The organism is Agromyces sp. NPDC056523 (assembly GCF_042794545.1).
Taxonomy (GTDB): domain Bacteria; phylum Actinomycetota; class Actinomycetes; order Actinomycetales; family Microbacteriaceae; genus Agromyces.
The window spans coordinates 505,335-526,281 of sequence record NZ_JBHTTM010000003.1; the positions used below are offsets into that span (position 1 = coordinate 505,335).

Here is a 20,947-nt window from a genome sequence, read left to right on the forward strand (position 1 = left end):
CGGATGCAGGGGGAGCAGCCGTTCGACCGCCAGTTCGGTGACCTCAGCGTCACCCAGCTCATCGTCATGGCCGGGCTGCCGGGCGCGGGCAAGTCGACGATCGGCGAGATCGTCGGCGCCCGGCTCGGCGCCACGGTCGTGTCGGTCGATCCAATCGAGTCCTCGATCCTGCGCGCGGGGATCGAGGCCGACCAGCCGACCGGGCTCGCAGCGTACCTGGTGGCCGAGCAGATCGCCGAGAAGGAGCTCGCCTCGGGTCGCACCGTCATCGTCGATGCGGTCAACGCCGCGGAGTCTGCGAGGCTCCAGTGGCGCGATCTGGCCGAGCGCAATGACGTTCGCCTCCGGGTCATCGAGGTCGTGTGCTCCGACCCTCGCGTTCACCGGGAACGGCTGGAGAAGCGGGAGCGCAGGCTGCCGCACCTCGACGAGACCACGTGGCGCGCCGTCGAGCAGAGCCTCGAGGGCTACGCGCCGTGGTCCGGTCCGTCCTCGGCGCTCCCGCGCGTCACGATCGACAGCGCCCAGCCCCTCGGCGTGAATGTCGAGGCCGCGCTCGCGTTCATCGCCGCCTAGGAGGGCGCCCCCGGTGCTGCTCCTCCTGCCACCCTCCGAGACGAAGCGCGACGGAGGGGATGGTCCACCGCTCGAGCTGAGCGAGCTCTCGTTCTCGAGCCTGCGTGACGCGCGCGCGACGGTGCTCGATGCCACGGTGCGTTTGGCGGCCGACTCCGACCAGATGATGCGCGCCCTCAAACTGGGCCCGCGACAGGCGGCCGAGGTCGACCGGAACCGGCGACTCAGTGAGTCTCCGACGATGCCCGCGATCGACCGCTACACCGGCGTGCTCTACGACGCGCTCGACGCGCCGTCGCTGGATGCCGCGACCCGCTCGCACGCCGGCCGGCACGTCGCCGTGCACTCTGCACTGTTGGGTCTCGTCGGCGCCCGAGATCGCATCCCCGCGTACCGGCTGTCGCACGACTCGCGACTGCCCGGGCTCCGACTCAAGGCCCACTGGCGCGAACCCATCGGCGCGGAGCTCCAAGCGACGGCCGGACTCGTCGTCGACCTGCGCTCGGAGGGGTACGCCGAGCTCGGTCCGGCACCGCAGCGCCCGGACTCGGTGTTCGTCCGGGTCGTCACGATCGACGAGGGCGGCCGACGCCGAGCGCTGAACCACTTCAACAAGCGGGCGAAGGGCCTGTTCGCCCGCGCCCTGCTCGATGACCGCGCCGATCCGGCCGACGTCGCCGGCCTGCTCGCGTGGGCCCGTGGACGAGGCATCCGCCTCGAACCGGTTGACGAGGATACGGCGCACCACGAACTGCATCTCGTCGCCTGACGAGTCCGCGCCGCGGAGTCAGGCGACGGATGCCGCAGCGGCCGGGGAGCGGAAGCAGCCGGCGAGATGATCGTCGACCATGCCGGTGGACTGCATCAGCGCGTACATCGTCGTCGGGCCGACGAACCGGAAGCCGCGAGCGCGCAGGGCCCGGCTCATCGCCGTGGATTCCGGCGTCGTCGCGGGGACCTCGGTGAACGACACGGGCGGCGTCGCCCGCGGCGCGGGTACGAAGCTCCACAGCAACTCGTCGAGCGGCCCGTCGAGGTCGAGCGTGGCACGCGCGTTGGCGATCGTCGCCTCGATCTTCCCGCGGTGGCGGATGATGCGCGCATCAGCGACGAGCCGGTCGACATCGTCGTCCGTCATGGCCGCCACGCGCTCGGGATCGAAGCCGAGGAATGCCTCGCGGAAGGCGGGACGGCGCCGGAGGATCGTGATCCAGGACAGGCCGGCCTGGAAGCCCTCGAGGCAGAGCTTCTCGTAGAGACGGCTGGGATCGTGCTGCGGCGTGCCCCATTCCTCGTCGTGGTATCGGCGGTACTCGGGATCGGACGCGCCCCAGGCGCAGCGTGCGAGTCCGTCGTCGCCGACGACCACCTCGGCGCGGGCCGGGCCGCTCACGCCGCGAAGCCGATCTGCTCGTGCGCGAGCAGCCACAGCTTGGTCGGGATGCCGTCGCCGCCGGAGTAGCCCGTGATGCGCCCGTCGGAGGCGAGGACGCGATGGCAGCCCACGATGATCGGCACCGGGTTCGCACCGACGGCGCCGCCGATCGCACGAGCGGAGCCCGGGCGCCCGACCGCGGCGGCCAGCGCCCCGTAGGAGGTCGCCTCGCCCCAGCCGAGCCGGACGAGTTCGGCCCAGACGGCCTGCTGGAACGGCGTGCCGTCGAGCCGGACGGGGATGTCGAACGCGGTGCGCCTGCCGGCGAAGTACTCGACCAGTTGGTCGCGCGCGGACTCGAGCACGGCATTCGGACGATCGGGCTGGTCGTCGTGCGGCAGCGCGCCGTCGCGCTCGATCGAGAGGGAGATGAGACGTTCGTCATCGCCGACCAGTTCGATGCGGCCGATCGGGCTCTCGAACCGGAGGAGGTTTGGGGTGGTCATGTTCCGAGGGTAACCGCGCCCACCGTCATCGACTGGCGGGAATCGGACACCGCGAACAGTCCTCGCCGGCGGCGTGCAGTGGAGGACGAGTCCCCGCCACTCGTCCTCCACAGAACCGCCCAGGGCATCGCGCGACCCGTCTGCGAGCGCCCGCCGCGCCGGTCCGCGGCCTGTCGCCATCCTCGCGGGATGACCACCATCATCCGCGCTCGCGCCGCCCACGACTTCCTCGCCCTCGTCCCGACCCTGGTCGGTTACCTCCCGTCCCGATCGCTGCTCTGCGTCGCCTTCGACGGCAACCGCACCGCCGGGGTCCTCAGGCACGACCTGCCTCGCGGCGCGGCCGACCGCGAGGTGCTCGTGACCGCCGTGGTGGGCACGCTCTGCCGCATGCCGCACGTGGACGCCGTCGTCCCCGTCGCGTACACCGACGCCGGATTCGCCGGCGACGGACTGCCGGAGGCCGAGCTGCTCACGGAGGTCGTGCGACGTGCCGAGCAGGCGGGATTCCTCGTCCGCGACGCGCTCTGCGTGGCCGCCGACGGCTGGGGCTCGCTGCTCGACGAGGACCTCCCGCCGGGCGGCAGGGGACTCGAACTGGTGGAGCGCAGCCCGGTCGCCCACCACCCGGAGGCGCTGCGCACTCCGGCCGCCTCTGCGGCCGACCTGGTGCGGGTCCCGACCGCCGATCCCGTCCGCTCGGCCGAGGTCGCGCGGATCCTCGACACCCTTCGCGCCTCCGGCATCGCGTGCCCGGATGCCGCGGACGACACGGTCGTCGGCACGGCGATGGACGAACTCGAATTGCTCGACGCCGTCATCGGCGACGCGCTCGATCCGTTCGTCGCGGCGGAACGACTCGCGGCCGGGCGGGCGGGCGACACCGCGGAGATGCTCGCGTGGCTGGTCCACCTCGCGGCCTGCCCGCCGTTGCGCGACGCGCTGATGCTGCAGGTCGCGTTCGGACCCGTCGTCGGGGAGCTGGCGCTGGACTGCGCCGATCGGGACGCCGAGCGCCGGGCCGGGACGGACGCGTCTGGCGATGCGCCGTGCGGCGGTCCGTCGACGGACGACCGGGCGGAGTCGGCGGAGGAGTTCCTGTCCCGCCTGCTGCTCGGCATGGTGGAGACCCGTCCCGACGTGGGCCGGATCGAGCGGGCGATCGAGACACTCACCCTGGCGGCGGCGGACGCCCCGGCACCCGCCCGGGCGGGCGTCCTGTGCGTCACCGCCTGGCTCGCGTGGGCGCTCGGACGCAGCTCCGCGGGTGGCGCGCTCGTCGACCTCGCGCTGGCCGCCGATCCCGGCCACACCATGGCGGACCTGCTCCGGCGCTTCTTCGGATCCGGTGCGCTGCCCGACTGGGCGTTCGGTCCAGACCTGATGGCATCGCCGGGCCGAGAGGGGTGAGTCCCCGGGTACGACGACGGCGGGGCGGATGGCGCATCGCCACCAGCCCCGCCGCACGCCGGGTGCTCGGCCGGGGTGCTCAGACCCGCGCGGGAACCAGCAAGTGCTCGCCGCCGTGGCGGTGGCCGCGGAACTCCTCCGCGCGGTTGGACGCCTCGGTCAGTACGCCACGCAGGATCTGCTCGATCTCCTGGAACTCGGGGACGCCGATCGTCAGCGGCGGCGCGAGCTGGATCACGGGGTCGCCCCGGTCGTCGGCGCGGCAGTACAGCCCGGCGTCGAAGAGCGCCTTCGAGAGGAAGCCGCGCAGCAGGCTCTCCGACTCCTCGTCGTTGAAGGTCTCGCGGGTCGCCTTGTCCTTCACGAGCTCGATGCCGAAGAAGTAGCCGTCACCGCGGACGTCGCCGACGATCGGCAGGTCGAGCAGCTTCTCGAGCTCGGCGCGGAACAGCGGCGAGTTCTCTCGCACGCGCTCGTTGAGGCCCTCCTCCTCGAAGATGTCGAGGTTCTCGAGCGCGACCGCGGCCGAGACGGGGTGCCCCCCGAAGGTGTAGCCGTGGTAGAACGACGTGTTGCCGGTCTTGAAGGGCTCGTAGATCTTCTCGGAGATGATCGTCGCGCCGATGGGGGAGTAGCCCGAGGTCATCCCCTTGGCGCACGTGATCATGTCGGGCACGTACCCGTAGGCGTCGCACGCGAACATGTGCCCGATGCGGCCGAACGCGCAGATGACCTCGTCGGAGACGAGCAGCACGTCGTACTGGTCGCAGATCTCGCGAACCCGCTGGAAGTAGCCGGGGGGCGGCGGGAAGCAGCCGCCCGAGTTCTGGACCGGCTCGAGGAAGACCGCCGCCACCGTCTCGGGCCCCTCGAACAGGATCATCTCCTCGATGCGGTTGGCCGCCCAGATGCCGAAGGCCTCGAGGTCGTCGGCCGGCGCGCCGACGTCGGCGGCGCGGTAGAAGTTCGTGTTCGGCACGCGGAACCCACCGGGCGTGAGCGGCTCGAACATCTGCTTCATCGCCGGGATGCCCGTGATGGCCAGGGCGCCCTGCGGGGTGCCGTGGTAGGCGACCGCGCGCGAGATCACCTTGTGCTTGGTCGGCTGGCCCTTGAGCTTCCAGTAGTACTTCGCGAGCTTGAAAGCGGTCTCGACCGCCTCGCCGCCACCGGTGGAGAAGAACACGCGGTTGAGGTCGCCCGGCGCGTACCCGGCCAACCGGTCGGCGAGCTCGATCGCCGACGGGTGCGCGTAGGACCAGATCGGGAAGAACGCCAGTTCCTCGGCCTGGCGCGCCGCGACCTCGGCGAGGCGACGGCGGCCGTGTCCGGCGTTGACCACGAAGAGGCCCGAGAGCCCGTCGAAGTACTCCCGCCCGTGCGCGTCGTAGATGTGGTGGCCTCGACCACGCGTGATGATCGGGACGCCGTGCTCCTCCATCGTCGACTGCCGCGCGAAGTGCATCCAGAGGTGGTCCTTCGCCTTCTGCTGCAGTGCGGCATCGTCGAAGCCGGCCGTGCCGAGGCCCGTCGCTGCGTCGAGGGTGGTCATGGGGATCTCCTTCCGGGCGGTCCCGCGGTCAGCGGGTGCCCCAGTTGTAGAACTGCTTCTGCAGCTTCAGGTAGACGAACGTCTCGGTCGTCTGCACGCCGTCGAGCGCGCGGATCTTCGAATTGAGCAGCGCGATGAGCTGCTCGTCGTTCTCGCACACCACCTCGGCGAGCAGGTCGAAGCTGCCCGCGGTCAGCACGACGTAGTCGATCTCGGGAATCGCCGCGAGCTCCTCTGCGAGCACGCGGGTGTCGCCGGCCGCGCGGATGCCGATCATCGCCTGGCGCGTGAAGCCGAGCTGCATCGGGTCGGTCACCGCGACGATCTGCATCACGCCCGACTCGGTCAGCCGCTGCACGCGCTGGCGCACCGCCGCCTCGCTGAGTCCCACCGCCTTGCCGATGTCGGCGTACGAGCGCCGCCCATCGGCCTGGAGCTGCTCGATGATCGCCTTGGAGACGTCGTCGAGTTGCACCGGCCGGTGGTTCGTCGGCCGCGAAGCGTTCGTCATGCATCCGATCATGACAGTCCGTCGAGGGGAAGACAAGGGATTCCGTTGTCATCGATACCCATTCGCAACTGATTCCATCGTGACCGAGGTTCAGTTCGGCGACCTCGTGTGCGAGCATCGTCGCCACCCGTGGCCTGCGACGGAATGACGGCTTCGAGGACCGGACCCGCATCACGACGTGGTGAGCTTCATCGGCTGACGCCCTGCGACTAGTGCCAGACTGGACGGCATGGTCGTCGGAGCGGTGCGCAGCAGGATCGAGCCCGACGTGCCGCAGTGGGACGCCGTCGTGGGCGAGCGGTTCATCGCCGCCGTCGCCGCGCCGGCACGCGACCGAGTGCTGACGGCGCTCGCCGAGGCCGCGTCGATCGACGGGCTCGAGCTCGAGGACCTCGTCGCCCGGATCCCGATCGGATCGCACGGGGCCGACGACTTCGCGCTCGTGTGGTGGCCGGAGGCCGGCGATCCGGTGACCGCCATCGTCCGCGGCGAGGCCGTGATCGACCTGGCGTCGCCGGGCGGCGCCCGGCGGTTCGACTCGCGCGGGATCAGTCCGTGGCACCTTGCCGAGTTCACGGCGGTGACGCGCCTGCGAATCGCCGGTCCGGGCGCACCGCTCGACGCGGTCCGGCAGGCCGGCCTGCGCGGCGAGCCCGTGCCCTCGCGCCGAGCGTCGTTCCGCGCAGGGGCGATCGAATGGTCGTGGCGCGAGATGCCGTCGGGCTCGGAGTCCGGCGATCCCGACGCCGACACGGTGCTCGAGGCGCGGCGACCGCCGACCGGCGGCGCACGTCCCGGGGCACGCGACCCGCGCCCCCAAGCGGACGGACCGACGACCGTCCCGATCCAGGTCGTGGTGGGCGACACCGTCCGCTTCGTCCGAGGAGATGCGGCGGACGCCGACACGGTGCTCTCGCCGCGCCTGCGTCGCGACGGCGGACCGCGCGATCGCGCCGACGACCCCGGGCGATCGGATGCCGCGACCGCTGACTCCGATGGCGGCGCGCCCGCTGCCCCGGGCCGGGCCGAGCAGGCGGCCCCCTCGCCGGCCCGCTTCCGCATCGGCGCAGGCGAGCCGATGGCCATCGATGCGCCGGCTTACATCGGCCGCAATCCCGCGCCGCCGCGCGTGGCGCCCGGTCCGATCTCGCTGGTTCGCGTCGAATCGCCCGCGGGGGTCGTGTCATCCACGCACCTCGAGTTGCGCGTCGAGGGCAGCCGGGTCGTCGCGACCGACCTCCGCTCCACCAACGGGACCGTGGTCCGCTCCGCGGCCGGGGTGCGTCGCCTGAGGCCGGGGGAGTCGGTGGTGGTCTCGCCGGGCACGACGATCGAGCTGGGAGGCGAGGCCGTCGTCGAGATCCTCGCCCGCGAGGTCGTCGATGCGATCGCGACGAGCGGACGGGGGGCGCTCCCGTGACCCAGATCGGCAATGCCAACACCCGGCATCGCGTCAGCCTGCCGGACGGTACGGAGGTGACCCTCTCCTGGGCCGCCGCCACCGACACCGGCCTGCGGCGGGCCGTCAATGAAGACAGCTTCGTCGCCCAGGCGCCGATCTTCGCGGTCGCCGACGGGATGGGCGGCCACGCCGCCGGAGACTTCGCGAGTGCCGCGGTCGTGACCCGGCTCGCCGAGCACGGCGGCAAGCCCGCCGTGGGCACCCCCGACATTGACGGTGCCCTGCGACTCGCGGTGCAGGACATGGGCCGGGGCGCGGGCGTCACCGACGAGGGAAGCGGCACGACCGTCACGGGCGTCGCGCTCGGCGTCATCGGCGACGAGCCGGCGTGGATCGTGTTCAACATCGGCGACTCGCGCGTCTACCGGCTCGTGGGCGGCGTGCTCGAGCAGCTGACCGTCGACCACTCGATCGTGCAGGAGCTCGTCGACGCGGGGCAGATCACGCGCGAGGAGGCGGACACGCACCCGCACTCCAACGTCATCACGCGTGCGGTGGGCTTCCATGAGGCGCCGATCCCCGACTACCGGGCCATCGCGCTCGAGGAGGGCATGCGGCTGCTCGTGTGCTCCGATGGACTCACGAAGGAGCTCACCTCCTACGGCATCCGCCACTTCCTCATCTCCGGCCGCCGACCCGAGCAGGCCGTGCACCAGCTCGTCGAGGCCGCGGTGGGCAACGGCGGTCGCGACAACGTCACCGTCGTGGTGGTCGACGTTCTCCGGGTGGTGCGGCCCGAGCACGCGCCCGACGCCGACGGCTGATCCGCGCGGGCCCGGGCCCGAGCGCGGCGAGCCCGTCCACAACAGCCGTGTCCGCGGCATCCGCCGACCCTACAATTGGGGTTCGATGCATCGGGCGCCGTGGCGCCCGATCGGTGCGCCGCACCGAGGCACCCGAGGAGCGCTGGGAGGATCGTGTCGAGGCGACTGCCGTCAACGCCGCCGAACCTGCCCGGGTTCTCCTTCATCCGCGTGCTCGGATCGGGCGGGTTCGCCGACGTGTTCCTCTACGAGCAGAACATGCCCCGCCGCCTCGTGGCGGTGAAGGTCCTGCTGGCCGAGGTCGTCAACGACGAGGTCCGCCAGATGTTCCAGGCCGAGGCGAACCTCATGGCGCAGCTGTCGAGCCATCCGTCGATCCTCACCGTGTACCAGGCCAGCGTCGCGGCCGACGGCCGGCCCTACCTCGTCATGGAGTACTGCTCCGCGACGCTCGGCCAGCGGTACCGGGCCGTCCAGCTGCCGATCGCCGAGGTCCTCTCCATCGGCGTGCGGATCGCGAGCGCCGTCGAGACCGCCCACCGTCAGGGAGTGCTCCACCGCGACATCAAGCCGTCCAACATCCTCACCACGGCCTACGGCCATCCGGTGCTCTCCGACTTCGGGATCGCCTCGACCCTCGGGCAGGCCGAGTCGAGCGAGGCAGTGGGCCTGTCCGTCCCGTGGTCGGCGCCCGAGGTGCTGCTCGACGAGGTCGCGGGCACCGTTGCGAGCGAGGTGTGGTCGCTGGGCGCGACCGTCTACTCATTGCTCGCCGGCCGCAGCCCGTTCGAGGTCCCGGGCGGGGACAACGGGACCATGGCGCTCGTGACCCGGATCGAGAAGGCGAAGGTGCCGCCCACCGGCCGGGCCGACGTGCCCGCGAGCCTCGAGGCGGTGCTCGCCCGCGCGATGGCGAAGCGGCCCTCGGCTCGGCAGGCGAGCGCACTGGAGTTCATCCGCGACCTGCAGGCGGTCGAGGAGGAGCTGGCGTTGCCCCAGACCCCGCTCGAGGTGGCGATGGACGACTGGGCCATCGCGACGGCGGTCGACCTCGACGAGCGCACGCGGCTCGGGGCGGGATCGGTCGTGGAGGCCTCGTCGTCGCGGCGTCGCCGGCGGCGCTCCGCGGCGGCGGCCCGTCCCTCCACCAGGACGGGTGACTCCCGGTCCCACGGCTCGATGTCCGGTCGGGGCCGGAGCGCGCCGCCGACGACGCGCCGACTGCTCCTCGGCGTGGGAGTCGCGGCGGCCGTCTTCGTCGCGCTCGTGGTGGCCGGGCTGCTGACGCTCGTGCGCGGCGCCGACAGCATCCCGGTCGTCACCGACGTCAGGGCGGTGACGGAGGGCGCCGCGGTGGTGTTCTCGTGGGAGGACCCGGGGGGACTGCGGCAGGGCGACAGCTACGTCGTCACGATCGACGGAAGCGCACAGCCCCCGCAGGAGGAGGCGACCCTGACGGTGGCGGCCGATGAGTCCGGTCGCATCTGCGCGACCGTCGTGGTCGCGCGCGACGGCAAGTCCGGCCCGCCGAGCGCCGAGCGCTGCGCCGAGGTCGAGGCCGAGGGTCGCTGATGGACCCGCTGGCACTCTGGCGCAGGCGACGCTCCGCGGTCATCACCGCCGTGTCGATCGTCGCCGTGGTCGGATTGGCGGCCGGCGTCGCGATCGCCTCCGGCGGCTACACCGCCCAGCGCGTGGACCTCGGGGATGCGGCCGTGTGGGTCGCCAACGACACCGAGCAGTCCGTCGGCCGTGCGAACACCGCCGTGCTCGAACTCAACTCGGTCGTCGAGACGGGCGGCGGTGCCCAGGCCGAGGTCGTGCAGCAGGGCTCCACGGTGCTCGTGCTCGACCGCAGCCGCGCGAGCGTCGGCATCGTCGACCCCACCATCTCGCGCGTCTCGGACACCGTCGCGGTCCCGCCCGACAAGCCGGCCGTCGCGCTCGCCGGCGATCGGGTGGTCGTGACCGCGGACGGCTCCCTGTGGGTCGTGCCGATCGAGGAGTTCGCGGAGTTCGAGAGCGACGAGGACCCGGCCTTCACGTTCGGGGCGGGCTCCGTGGTCTCGGTCGACGAGGCCGGACGGATCATCGCGTTCACGCCGTCGACCGGCAAGGTGTCCCGGGTCTCGGCCGACGACCCGGATTCGGCGGATGCGACGTGGGAGCTCGACCGCCTCGACGACGGGGACCCCGCGCAGGTCACCTCAGTCGGCGGCCGCTGGGCGGTGCTCGACGAGCGCGCGCGCCTGCTGTACCTCGAGGGCGGACGCGAAGTGGACCTGTCGCGCATCGCAGGCCCCGGCGAGACCGTCGTGCTGCAGCGGCCCTCCGGCGCCGCCGACGCCGTGGTGCTCGCCACGCGCAATCGGCTCGTCGAGGTGCCGCTCGACGGCTCCGAGCCGCGAACCGTCTTCGGCGCGGCATCCGGTGGGCCCGCTCAGCCCGTGCGGCTCGGCGACTGCCTGCACGCCGCCTGGAACGACGGAATCGCGTGGCGTGCGTGCGGCGACGCGGAGGGCGAACCGACTCGGCTGGAGGACGCGATCCCCGGTGCGCCGCTCGCCTTCCTCGCGAACGGCGACGAACTGGTCCTGAACGAACGTCGCTCCGGGCGCAGCTGGGCGGCCTCCGAGGACTACGGCGTCATCGACAACTGGGCCGACCTGCTCGATATCGAGCGCGACGACGAGACCGTCGAGCAGAACGACCCCGAGGCCGACCCGACCATCGAGAAGAGCCAGGTCCCGCCCGTCGCGATCGATGACGACTTCGGCGCGCGTCCCGGGCGCTCGACCCTCCTGCCCGTGCTCCTCAACGACTACGACGCGAACGGCGATGTGCTCATCGTCTCCTCCGTCGACGGCGACCTCCCCGCGGGTGCACGTCTCGACCTCGTCGCCAACCGGCAGCAGGTCCAGCTGACGCTCGACGACGCCGCGACCGGCACGTTCGCCCTCCGGTACACGATCGACGACGGTCGCGGTGGGACCGCCCAGGCCGGCATCACGGTGACCGTCCGCGCACCCGACGAGAATGCTCCGCCCGTCCAGGTCCGCGAGGGTCGCGCCGTCGTCGAGGTGACGGGGCGCGCGACGGTCCCGGTCCTCGGCGAGTGGGTCGATCCCGACGGCGACCCCGTGTTCCTGCGTGCGGCCGGCGTCGACGAGCCCGATGCGGTGACGTCGACCGCCGAGGGCGTGGTGCTCTTCGACGAGGGCGGCGGCGAGGGTTCGACGCGCGCCGTCTCACTCATCGTCTCCGACGGCCGCGACGACGGGGTCGGCGTGCTCACGATGTCGGTGCGGAGGACGGGCGAGGCGCCGCTCGTGGCCGACCCGTTCGTCGTGCTGGCCACGCTCGGCGAAGAGGTCGTGCTCGAACCCCTCAGGCACGTCCGGGGCGGCTCGGGCGAGGCGCGCCTGTCTGCCGTGCCCGCGAAGCCCGAGGCGAAGATCACGCCCGACTTCGACGGCGGCACCTTCCGGTTCATCGGAGAGGCGATCCGCACGCACTACCTCGAGTACACCGTCACCGACGGCGCCAAGACCGCCACCGGACGCGTGCGGGTCGAGGTGTCGGCCCCGCCGGAACGGGACACCACGCCGATCACCGTGCCGCACACGGCCTTCCTCCGCCAGGACCATCCCATGGAGGTCGACGTCCTCGCGACGGACATCGATCCGACCGGCGGCGTGCTCATCATCACCGGGCCGGGCGAGGCTCCCGACGACCCGGGCGTCCGTGTCGAGATCGTCGACCACCGTGTCCTCCGGGTCACGCTCACGCGACCGCTCACGACGGGCTCTGCGACGTTCGGGTATCGCGTGAGCAACGGCCTCGCCGATGCCGAGGGCGAGGTCACCGTCGTCGAGGTGCCGACGCCGGCGCAGTTCCAGCCGCCGGTCGCTGTGGCCGACACCGCCTCCGCGCGAACCGGCGACGTGATCGACGTCGCCGTGCTCGACAACGACACCCATCCCGACGGCGACGCACTCACGCTCGCCGCCGACCTGGTGACCCCGCCTCAGGCGGGCCTGCTCTTCACCTCCGGAGACCGCCTGCGCTACCACGCTCCCGACCGTCCCGGCGAGTTCGAAGCGGTCTATCGCGTCGAGGGACCGGACGGCCAGTTCGCGACGGCGTCGGTGCACATCACCGTCCGCGAGACGGACCCGCAGACCAACGCGGCCCCGGTTCCCCGCACGGCGACCGCTCGGGTGCTGGCAGGCGACACCGTGCGCATCCCGATCCCGCTCGGCGGCACGGACCCCGACGGCGACTCCGTGCAGCTGCTCGGGCAGGAGTCCAACCCCGAGCGGGGCTCCGTGGTCTCACGCGGACCCGACTGGCTCGAGTACCGGGCGGGGGAGTACTCCGCCGGCACCGACACCTTCTCGTACGCCGTAGTCGACGCCCTCGGGGCGCGGGCGACCGGCACCGTCCGCGTCGGCGTCGCACCGGGCCTCGACGGTGCTCGCTCGCCGGTGGCCGTCGACGACTCCGTGACGGTGCGTCCCGGCCGCACGGTCGCGGTGCGCGTCCTCGAGAACGACTCGGATCCCGACGGGTCGCCGCTCGAGGTCGTCTCGGTCGAGGAGGTCACCGGAGGTGCGACCGCGGAGATCCACGATCGCGGTCGCGAGATCACGGTCGAGGTCCCCGACAGGGAGGGGCTGTACGGCTTCATCTACGGAATCGAGAACGCGCAGCTCGGCACCGCCTCGACGTTCCTGCGGATCGAGGCCGATGCCGACGCCCCGCTCTCTCGGCCCGAAGCCTCCGACGTCGTGCTCAGCCTCAGCGACGTGCTCGAGGAGGAGCGGGTCGAGGTCGACGTGCTCGACGGGGTGTTCATCGCCGACGCCGATGCCGGCGACGCCGACGTGGCACTCGTCGAAGGCTACGACGACGGCGCGCGTATCGCGGCCGACGGGTCGATCAGCATCGAGGTGCAGGATCGCCGGCGCATCGTGCCGTTCTCGGTGGGCCATCCCGAGGACCCCGCGGTCCGGGCATACGCATTCATCTGGGTCCCCGGGCGCGACGACGCGCTTCCGCAGCTGCGGCGCGACGCCCCCGACGTGCGCGTCGCCACCGGCGACGAGGTGATGCTCGAGCTCGAGGACTACGTCGTCGCAGCGTCGGGTCGGCCGGTGCGATTGACGGATGCCGCGACCGTGCGGGCGTCGCACGACGACGGCACCGACCTGGTCGTCGATCCGGACACGGTGCGCTTCCGCAGTGAGGAGGGCTTCTTCGGCCCCGCGTCGATCTCCTTCACCGTGACGGACGGCGAGTCGGTCGACGATCCGGAGGGCCGCACCGGAACCATCGTCATCCCGATCGAGGTGCTCCCCGAGCCGGGACAGCCGCCCACCTTCGTCGGGGGCATCCTCCCGTTCGAACCGGGCGAGACCCGCACGATCGACCTCGTGCGACTCACGAGCCGTCCTGACGAGGGCGGACCCCCGTTGCAGTTCCGCGTGGTCGGCGCGGTCCCGTCGGGCTTCGACGTCGCCCTCGACGGCCAGGAACTGCGCGTCACGACGTCCGAGTCGACGCAGAAGGGAACGCGCGCCTCGATCGACGTCGCGGTCTCGGCCGGCGACGTCGCGGGGACGCCGGGCCGGATCCAGCTCGAGGTCGTGCCATCCACGCGCCCGATCGCCGAGCCCGCGCCCGACCTCGCCGTGGCCCCACGCGGCCAGACGACGACGGTCGACGTGCTCGCGAACGACACGGCGGGCAACCCGTTCCCCGACGCGCCGCTGCGCGTCGTCGGCGTGCGCGGGCTCGATGCCGCGAGCCTGCCGCCGGGGGTCTCCATCACGCCGAGCGGCGATCGCTCGCGGCTGTCGGTCGCGGTCTCCGCAGGTGCGGCACCCGTGAACACGACGATCCAGTACCAGGTCGCCGACGCGACCGGTGATCCGAGCCGCTACGCGTGGGGCACGGCGACGATCTCGGTCCAGGACCGTCCGGACCCGGTCGCCGATGCGCGCATGACCGCCTTCCGGGACGGCGCGCTCGACGTCGCCTTCGCCGCGGGCGCGGCGAACAACTCGCCCATCGAGGGGTATCGCATCGCCCTGCTCGACCCGTCGAGCGGCGCGGAGATCGGCGTCACCGAGTGCGCGGCGACGACGTGCACCGTCCCGACCCCCGGGAACGGCCCGGGCTCGGCGGTCGAGGTGAGCATCCAGGCCCGCAACGGCATCGGGTTGTCCGATGCCGCGCAGCTCGCGACGCCGGTGTGGTCCGACGTGATCCCGCCGCCGGCGTCGGGGCTGAGCGCCCTGCCGCTCGACGGCCGTCTCCGTGTGCAGTGGCTGCCCGTGGGCACGGGCGGCGGCAGCGCCGTGCAGTCGTACGTCGTCAGGGTGGCGGGTGCGCCCGTCGAGATTCCCTCGTCGCGGGCGTGCACGGCGTCGCTCTGCTCGATCGACTCGCAGGAACTCGCGAACGGCAGCACGGTCGAGGTGTCCGTGAGTGCGCGCAACGGCGCCTTCCCCGCCTTGGCGGCGTGGACCGAGGCCGGCACGACGGGCACGCCGTTCGGGTCGCCGGCCGCAGGCGACATCTCGGTGACGGCCGATGCGGCCGCCGGCTCGGTGATCGTGTCGTGGTCGCCGTTCGGGGGCAACGGCGACCCGATCGCCGGGTACTTCGTGCAACGACTGGTGGAGGGCGAGTCGTCGGTTCCGGCCGGGGCGCAGGCCTGCTCGGTGACCACTCCTGCCCCCGGCACCGTGGTGGCGCCGGCCGTCGGCGGCGTCGTGGCCGAGATGGTCCGGGTGGGGCCCGATGCGGCGAGCGTCCAGTTCTCGGGGACGATCACCGAGTCCGCACGGTACTCCTTCGTCGTGTGGGGCTACAACCGCGCCGGCTGCGTCCACACGGATGTCGCCGGAACGGTGGTGCGTCCGGCACCTGGTGCCGTGGGCGATGTCCGCAGCGAGATGGCGTGGCTCAACACCGAGACGTGGGATCGCTACATCGACGACGTCGACGCCGGTACGCCGCGCCTGCAGATCATCTCGGTCGACGGAAGCGGCGCGCGGGTCGGCACGGCACGCGACTTCAACGGATCGGGCTGGCTGCGGCAGCTCCTGAACCGCCCGTTCGGCGAGACCGCGCGCTTCCAGGTCCGCGCCTGCTCGGTGTGGGGTTCGTGCGGTCCGTGGTCGCAGACGCTGCCGTCGGGCGAGTCGCCGACGCTGACGTTCGCCCTGCCGGGTCGCGCCTACGATGCCGCGACCGCCACATGGTCCTGGACGGCCGCACCCGCCAACAACGGACTGCCCGCGGCATTCCGCTGCGGAACCGACGGCGACCGCGTCGGCCGGGTGGCGCAGACGGCGACCTCGTGCCAGGTCCCCGGGGCGAAGGCCGGCGACCGTGTCTGGTTGGATGTCGAGGTGGCCGGCGTGACCGCGAGGTTCGAGGCCCGATGAGCTCAGGGGAGGAGCACGCATGACCATGACTCCGGAGGAAGCGACGCGGTTCGCCGCCAACCTCGACCGGCTCGTCGGCGCCGTCGAGGAGGTCCTGCTCGGCAAGAACCGCGTCATCCGACTCGCGTTCACGGCGCTGCTCAGCGACGGGCACCTGCTGCTCGAGGACGTCCCCGGCACCGGCAAGACCTCGCTGGCACGTGCGATGGCGCAGTCGGTCGACGGCGCCAGCAATCGCGTGCAGTTCACCCCCGACCTGCTGCCCGGCGACATCACCGGCGTCTCCGTGTACGACCAGCGATCGGGCGTCTTCGAGTTCCACCCGGGACCGGTGTTCGCGAACATCGTGCTCGCCGACGAGATCAACCGGGCGAGCCCGAAGACGCAGTCGGCACTGCTGGAGGTCATGGAAGAGGGACAGGTCACCGTCGACGGGCAGACCCACCGGGTCGGGCGCCCCTTCATGGTGATCGCCACCCAGAACCCGGTCGAGCAGGCCGGAACCTACCGGCTGCCCGAGGCGCAGCTCGACCGGTTCCTCATGCGCACCTCGATCGGCTATCCCGACCACGCCTCGACCATCCGGATCCTCGAGGGCACCGACCAGCGGGCGCACGACCAGCAGATCGAGCCGAGGCTGCATGCCGACGAGATCGTCGAGATGACCGGGCTCGCGCGCACCGTGTACGTCGACCCGACCATCCACGACTACGTGTCGCGGCTGGTCGACGCGACCCGGACGGCCAAGGAGGTCCGACTCGGAGTGAGCGTGCGCGGTGCGCTCGCGCTGGTGCGCACCGCGAAGACCCACGCGGCCGGCCGCGGTCGCCACTACGTCGTGCCCGACGACGTCAAGGCGCTCGCCGAACCCGTGCTCGCACACCGCCTCATCCTCGACCCCGAGGCGGAGTTCGACGGCGTGACCGCGTCCAACCTCATCGCCCAGGTGCTCATCGAGACGCCGCCGCCCTCCGCGAGGCAGGCCGGGTGAGCTTCCACACGCGCTCGACGATCCCCGAGGAGGCCGCGAAGGAGGGCCTGCTCGCGGTGGTCATCGAGCGCGCCGTCGTGGCGGCCCGCGCCGCGGCATCCGTCGCGGACCGATGGACCGCGGCCGTCCGGGGCGTGGTGACCCCGATCGGCTGGGGCCTCGTGTTCGGCGCGGTCGTGGCGTTGATCGTGGGATACGGCTGGGGCTGGGGCGAACTCGTCGTCATCGGCTGGGGGCTCGGACTGCTCGTCGCGCTCGCATCGGCCTGGCTCGCCGGGCGCGGGGCGGGGAGCATCGAGCTCACGCTTCCGGTCGACCGGGTCGCGGTCGGCGAATCGGCCGAGGCGCGCCTCGAGGCGCACAATCCGGGCCGCCGGCGATTCGGCGCCGCGCGCCTCGAGTTGCCCGTCGGCGGCCGGATCCTCACCCGGATGATCCCCCCGCTGCCGCGTGGGGCTTCCTTCGACGAGCGGATCGCGGTGCCGACGACGCGCCGCGGTGTCGTCCCCGTCGGACCGGTCCGTACCGTGCGCGCCGACCCGGTCGGCCTCATGCGCCGCGAGATCGTCTGGTCGGGGGTGCGGATGCTGCACGTGCACCCTCGCACGATCGCGGTCTCGCCGCTCAGCACCGGGTTCCTGCGTGACCTCGAGGGCACGCCGACGCGCGACCTGACGGTCAGCGACATCGCCTTCCACGCCCTGCGCGAGTACCAGCCGGGTGACGATCGCCGATTCATCCACTGGCGCAGCTCCGCGAAGACGGGCACCTTCATGGTGCGTCAGTTCGAGGAGACGCGTCGCAGCCGCCTCATGGTCCTGCTGGATCTCGCCGCCGTGGCGTACGACGATCCCGACGACTTCGAGCTCGCCGTGAGCGCCGCGGCATCGCTCGGGGCACGTGCGATCAGGGATGCCCGGACGCTGAGCTTCGTCACCTCGGCATCCGCTCGACCGGTGCCGGAACGTGCCCGGCCGGGCGACCGCACGGATCGGGCGGACCGGCTCCGGCCCCCGAGCGCCGGCGCACGCGGTGCGGCGATGCGAGAACTGCCGACCGCCTCGCGCGACCGGCTCCTCGACGCGTTGTGCGTCGTGGAGGTCGATGCGCGCGCGAGCGGCCTCTCCGAGACCGTCCGCGCGGCGGCCGAGACCGTCACAGGTGTGTCACTCGCCTTCCTCGTCACCGGAGCGGCGAGGAGCCTCGCGGAACTGCGGGCGGCGGCGGCGCGGCTTCCGCTCGGGGTCGAGGGCGTGGTGATCCGGTGCTCCGACGAGGGCGAGGCGAGCGGGCGGGTGGTCGGCGGGCTCTCCGTCTTCGACATCGGCTACCTCGACGACCTCCGGTCGATGCTGGCGAGGACGGCGTCGGTCGCATGACGCGTTCTCCCGACGAGCGTTTCGGCGGTCCGGCTCGGACCGTCCGGATGCTGCGCGCGGGGCCGCGGGGGCTCGCCGGACGGAACGCCCTCTCGGTCGCGGTGTCGGTGCTCCTCGTCGCCGCGATGGTCCTCGCGGCGATGATCCCGTGGTGGCCGGTCTACGAGCATCCCCGGTTCGTGGTCGCCGCCGTCGGGTCCGTGGTGGCGGGCTGCGGGATCGGCCTGATCGGTGCGGTCTACGTGTGGCCCTCGTGGGCGGTCGCCTGCGGGGTCGTCGCCTCGTTCCTCGTGCTGGGCGTGCCCCTGGCGGTGCCGACCCAGACGTACCTCGGCTTCCTTCCGACCGCCGAGGGACTCGTCGACCTCGTCACCGCAACCGCGCTGTCGTGGAAGCAGCTCGTCACGATCACCGTCCCGGTCGGCGAGTACCAGGCGCTGCTGGTCCCGCCGTTCCTGCTCGGACTCGTCGCCTCGGCGGTCGCGACGACCATCGCGCTGCGGACGCACCGACCCGCGACCGCTGCCATCCCCCCCGCGGTCGTGCTGGTCGCCGGCATCGCGCTCGGCGTCGTGCACGACGACCTCGCGATCGAAGCAGGCCTGGCGTTCCTGCTGACGGCCGTGGCATGGCTCGTCCGGGTCGCGATCGGCGAGCGGCGCAAGGCGATGCTCGACCGGCCTGTGGACGCGGTGCTCATCGATGCGCGCCGCATCGCGAGCGCGGCCGTGCTGACCGCCGTGGCCGTCGTGGGCGCGACGGCGGCCGCGTTCGTCGTGCCGCCGGGGTCGCGCGACGTGGTGCGCGCCGAGCTGCAGCCGCCCTTCGAGCCCGACGCCTACGTGAGCCCGCTCGCCGGCTTCCGTGCCGCGTTCGCGCCGGATGCGGCATCCGAGGAGATGCTCGAGGTGAGCGGGCTGCCCGCCGGCGCCGGCATCCGCATCGCGACGCTCGACACCTACGACGGCGTCGTCTACGCGGTCGGCGGCGGGTCGTCCGCGTCGGGCCAGTTCGTGCGCCTGCCCTACCGGCTCGACCAGTCCAACGCGCCGGGCGATCCCGTGCAGATCAGCGTGGAGGTGCTCGGGTACGACGACGTGTGGGTGCCCGGGATCGGCCGACTCGAGGAGATCCGGTTCACCCCGCCGACGCTCGGGGAGGAGTTCCACTACAACGACGTCACGGGGACCGCGGGCGTGCCGGGCGGGCTCGAGGCCGGCGACGAGTACGAGGCGGATTCGATGGCCTCGACAGCGCGCGACGACCTCAGCAGGCTGAGCCCCGGCGGCGCCGTGCTGCCCGAGGCGCCCGAGCTGCCCGACGAGCTCTCGCGCCTGCTCGACGCCTGGGCGCCGGCGTCCGCTTCGCAGGGCGAGCGCCTCGCCGCCGTCATCGAGGGCTTCCACCGCGAGGGCTACGTGAGCCACGGCCTCGACGACGAGGAGCCGAGTCGGTCCGGACACGCGCTCGATCGGCTGGCAGAGCTGGCCACCGCCAAGCCCATGATCGGCGACGGGGAGCAGTACGCGGTCGCCGCCGCGCTGATGGCGCGGAGCATCGGCTTCCCGGCGCGCGTGGTGGTCGGCTACCTCCCGCCCCGGGATGCCGATCCGCGCGAGACGACGCACGTCTTCCGCAGCGAGGACCTGCAGGCATGGATCGAGGTGCAATCGGTCGACGGCGCATGGATCCAGGTCGATCCGAACCCCGAACCGCGCGAGATCCCCGAGCGGCAACCCGACGAGCCGACCATCGTCTCGCGGCCGCAGTCGGCGCTGCCGCCCCCGGACGACCCGACCCCCGTCGACGACCTGGCGGCCGAGCCGGATCCGGGACGCGATGATCCCGACGACGCGGACGGCTGGCTCGCGGCCCTGCTCGACGTGCTCCGCGTGACCGGGATCGTGCTGGCCGCGATGGCACTGCTCGCGGCGCCGTTCGCCGCGATCGTGGTGGCGAAGGCCCGCCGCCGGCGGTTGCGGCGCCGTGCCGCGACATCCGTCGAGCGCATCGAGGGCGGCTGGGAGGAGTTCACCGACACCGCGGCGGACTACGGCTATCCCATCGGGCCGACCGCCACGCGCGCCGAGCAGGCGGCCACGGTGGGCGGGATGGGTCCGCTCGTCCTCGCCGCCGTCGTCGACCGCGCGGTGTACGCACCGGGCGGACCCGGCGAGGGCGACGATGATCGGGTGTGGACAGCGGTCGACGAACTCCAGCGCCGGCTCGCCGAGCCGCGGTCCCGACGCGAGCGGCTCCGCGCCGCGATCTCGCTGGGCTCACTCGGCGGGTACGCTGGCTCGCGGAAGGGAGCCGGGTCGTGAACTGCAGGATCTGCGGGGCGCAGCTGCCCGACGGTGCCATGTTCTGCGGCGAGTGCGGCAGCTCCACCTCGGCGACGCCCGAGTCGCGCCGTCCCGTCGACCCGCGGCCGGGCGATACGTACGTGCTGCATCGCTCGGAGAGCGGCGTGATCAGCGTGCCGCTGCAGGACCTCGCGCCCGTGGAACGGGCCGAGGCGTCGGCGGTGACCGAGGCGCCGGCGCTGACCGAGGCGCCGACCCGGCCGGATCACCGTGAGGATGATCCGTCGCTCGAACCGTCGTCCGTCGCCGGAGGGGCGTCGGCCTTCGTGCTCACCTTCACGACGGGCGAGGTGGTCACCGTCTCGGGCGACGGGCTCATAGGGCGACGCCCGATGCCGCAGCCGGGTGAGGCGTTCGCCCACCTCGTCCAGATCGTCGACCGCGGGCTGTCGGTCTCGAAGACGCACCTCGAGTTCGGCGAGCACGAGGGCGGACTCTGGGTCGCCGATCGGTTCTCGTCGAACGGGACCGTCGTCCGACGTCCGGGCGAGGACGGCCTGCGGTGCGAGCCGGGTCGCCGGGTGCTCGTCCCGCGTGGCAGCCGCGTCGAGATCGGCGAGCAGGCCTTCACCGTGGCCTGAGGCCCGCCCGCCACCCG

The 20,947-nt window shown here is 72.6% G+C and carries 15 protein-coding genes; 11 read left to right on the forward strand and 4 right to left on the reverse strand.

From position 1 onward, the window contains the following. Positions 1–3: 3 nt before the first annotated feature. Positions 4–576 carry an AAA family ATPase gene (locus ACFQ58_RS13215; protein WP_376951589.1) on the forward strand — a complete coding sequence of 191 codons (573 nt, stop codon included), beginning with the start codon at positions 4–6 and terminating at the stop codon, positions 574–576. Positions 577–589: 13 nt separating this feature from the next. Beyond that, complete coding sequence (locus tag ACFQ58_RS13220) at positions 590–1,345, forward strand: YaaA family protein (protein WP_376951590.1); 756 nt, start codon at positions 590–592, stop codon at positions 1,343–1,345. Positions 1,346–1,363: 18 nt separating this feature from the next. Here ACFQ58_RS13220 and ACFQ58_RS13225 read toward each other — a convergent pair whose 3' ends face one another. Beyond that, positions 1,364–1,969 (reverse strand): DNA-3-methyladenine glycosylase I, encoded by a 606-nt coding sequence (locus ACFQ58_RS13225; RefSeq protein WP_376951591.1) that lies wholly within the window; start codon positions 1,967–1,969, stop codon positions 1,364–1,366. After that, positions 1,966–2,457, reverse strand: a complete 492-nt coding sequence (locus ACFQ58_RS13230; protein ID WP_376951592.1) for a methylated-DNA--[protein]-cysteine S-methyltransferase — start codon at positions 2,455–2,457, stop codon at positions 1,966–1,968. Before ACFQ58_RS13230 ends, ACFQ58_RS13225 begins: the two co-directional genes overlap by 4 nt. A 189-nt stretch (positions 2,458–2,646) precedes the next feature. Here ACFQ58_RS13230 and ACFQ58_RS13235 point away from each other — a divergent pair, with 189 nt between their 5' ends. Next, positions 2,647–3,867: a DUF4192 family protein gene (locus ACFQ58_RS13235; RefSeq protein ID WP_376951593.1), complete on the forward strand. Its 1,221-nt coding sequence runs from the start codon at positions 2,647–2,649 to the stop codon at positions 3,865–3,867. Between the two features lie 79 nt (positions 3,868–3,946). On the opposite strand, the gene ACFQ58_RS13240 is transcribed toward ACFQ58_RS13235, so the two are convergent. Together ACFQ58_RS13240 and ACFQ58_RS13245 are read right to left on the reverse strand one after the other, a co-directional pair. Continuing rightward, positions 3,947–5,419, reverse strand: coding sequence for an aspartate aminotransferase family protein (locus tag ACFQ58_RS13240; protein WP_376951594.1), 1,473 nt, complete (start codon positions 5,417–5,419; stop codon positions 3,947–3,949). 28 nt (positions 5,420–5,447) lie between these two features. Continuing rightward, entirely contained in the window at positions 5,448–5,930 is a 483-nt protein-coding gene (locus ACFQ58_RS13245; RefSeq protein ID WP_376951595.1) for an Lrp/AsnC family transcriptional regulator, read from the reverse strand. Positions 5,931–6,159: 229 nt separating this feature from the next. Between ACFQ58_RS13245 and ACFQ58_RS13250 the strand changes: the two genes are divergently transcribed. From ACFQ58_RS13250 to ACFQ58_RS13285, 8 genes are all read left to right on the forward strand, one after another. After that, positions 6,160–7,350: an FHA domain-containing protein gene (locus ACFQ58_RS13250; protein ID WP_376951596.1), complete on the forward strand. Its 1,191-nt coding sequence runs from the start codon at positions 6,160–6,162 to the stop codon at positions 7,348–7,350. A 56-nt stretch (positions 7,351–7,406) separates the two neighbouring features. After that, on the forward strand, positions 7,407–8,156 hold the full coding sequence (locus tag ACFQ58_RS13255; protein ID WP_376951598.1) for a PP2C family protein-serine/threonine phosphatase: 750 nt from the start codon (positions 7,407–7,409) through the stop codon (positions 8,154–8,156). Positions 8,157–8,309: 153 nt separating this feature from the next. Next, on the forward strand, positions 8,310–9,728 hold the full coding sequence (locus ACFQ58_RS13260) for a serine/threonine-protein kinase (protein ID WP_376951600.1): 1,419 nt from the start codon (positions 8,310–8,312) through the stop codon (positions 9,726–9,728). After that, entirely contained in the window at positions 9,728–15,613 is a 5,886-nt protein-coding gene (locus tag ACFQ58_RS13265; protein WP_376951601.1) for an Ig-like domain-containing protein, read from the forward strand. Before ACFQ58_RS13260 ends, ACFQ58_RS13265 begins: the two co-directional genes overlap by 1 nt. Before the next feature lie 19 nt (positions 15,614–15,632). Then, a complete protein-coding gene (locus ACFQ58_RS13270; protein ID WP_376951602.1) occupies positions 15,633–16,604 on the forward strand; it encodes an AAA family ATPase in 972 nt (323 codons plus the stop codon). Further along, positions 16,601–17,983 carry a DUF58 domain-containing protein gene (locus tag ACFQ58_RS13275; protein WP_376951604.1) on the forward strand — a complete coding sequence of 461 codons (1,383 nt, stop codon included), beginning with the start codon at positions 16,601–16,603 and terminating at the stop codon, positions 17,981–17,983. Before ACFQ58_RS13270 ends, ACFQ58_RS13275 begins: the two co-directional genes overlap by 4 nt. Next, entirely contained in the window at positions 17,980–20,307 is a 2,328-nt protein-coding gene (locus ACFQ58_RS13280; RefSeq protein WP_376951606.1) for a transglutaminase family protein, read from the forward strand. Before ACFQ58_RS13275 ends, ACFQ58_RS13280 begins: the two co-directional genes overlap by 4 nt. Continuing rightward, positions 20,304–20,930 carry a zinc-ribbon domain-containing protein gene (locus ACFQ58_RS13285; protein ID WP_376951607.1) on the forward strand — a complete coding sequence of 209 codons (627 nt, stop codon included), beginning with the start codon at positions 20,304–20,306 and terminating at the stop codon, positions 20,928–20,930. The genes ACFQ58_RS13280 and ACFQ58_RS13285 overlap by 4 nt, the downstream gene beginning before the upstream one ends. The last annotated feature ends 17 nt before the right edge of the window (positions 20,931–20,947 follow it).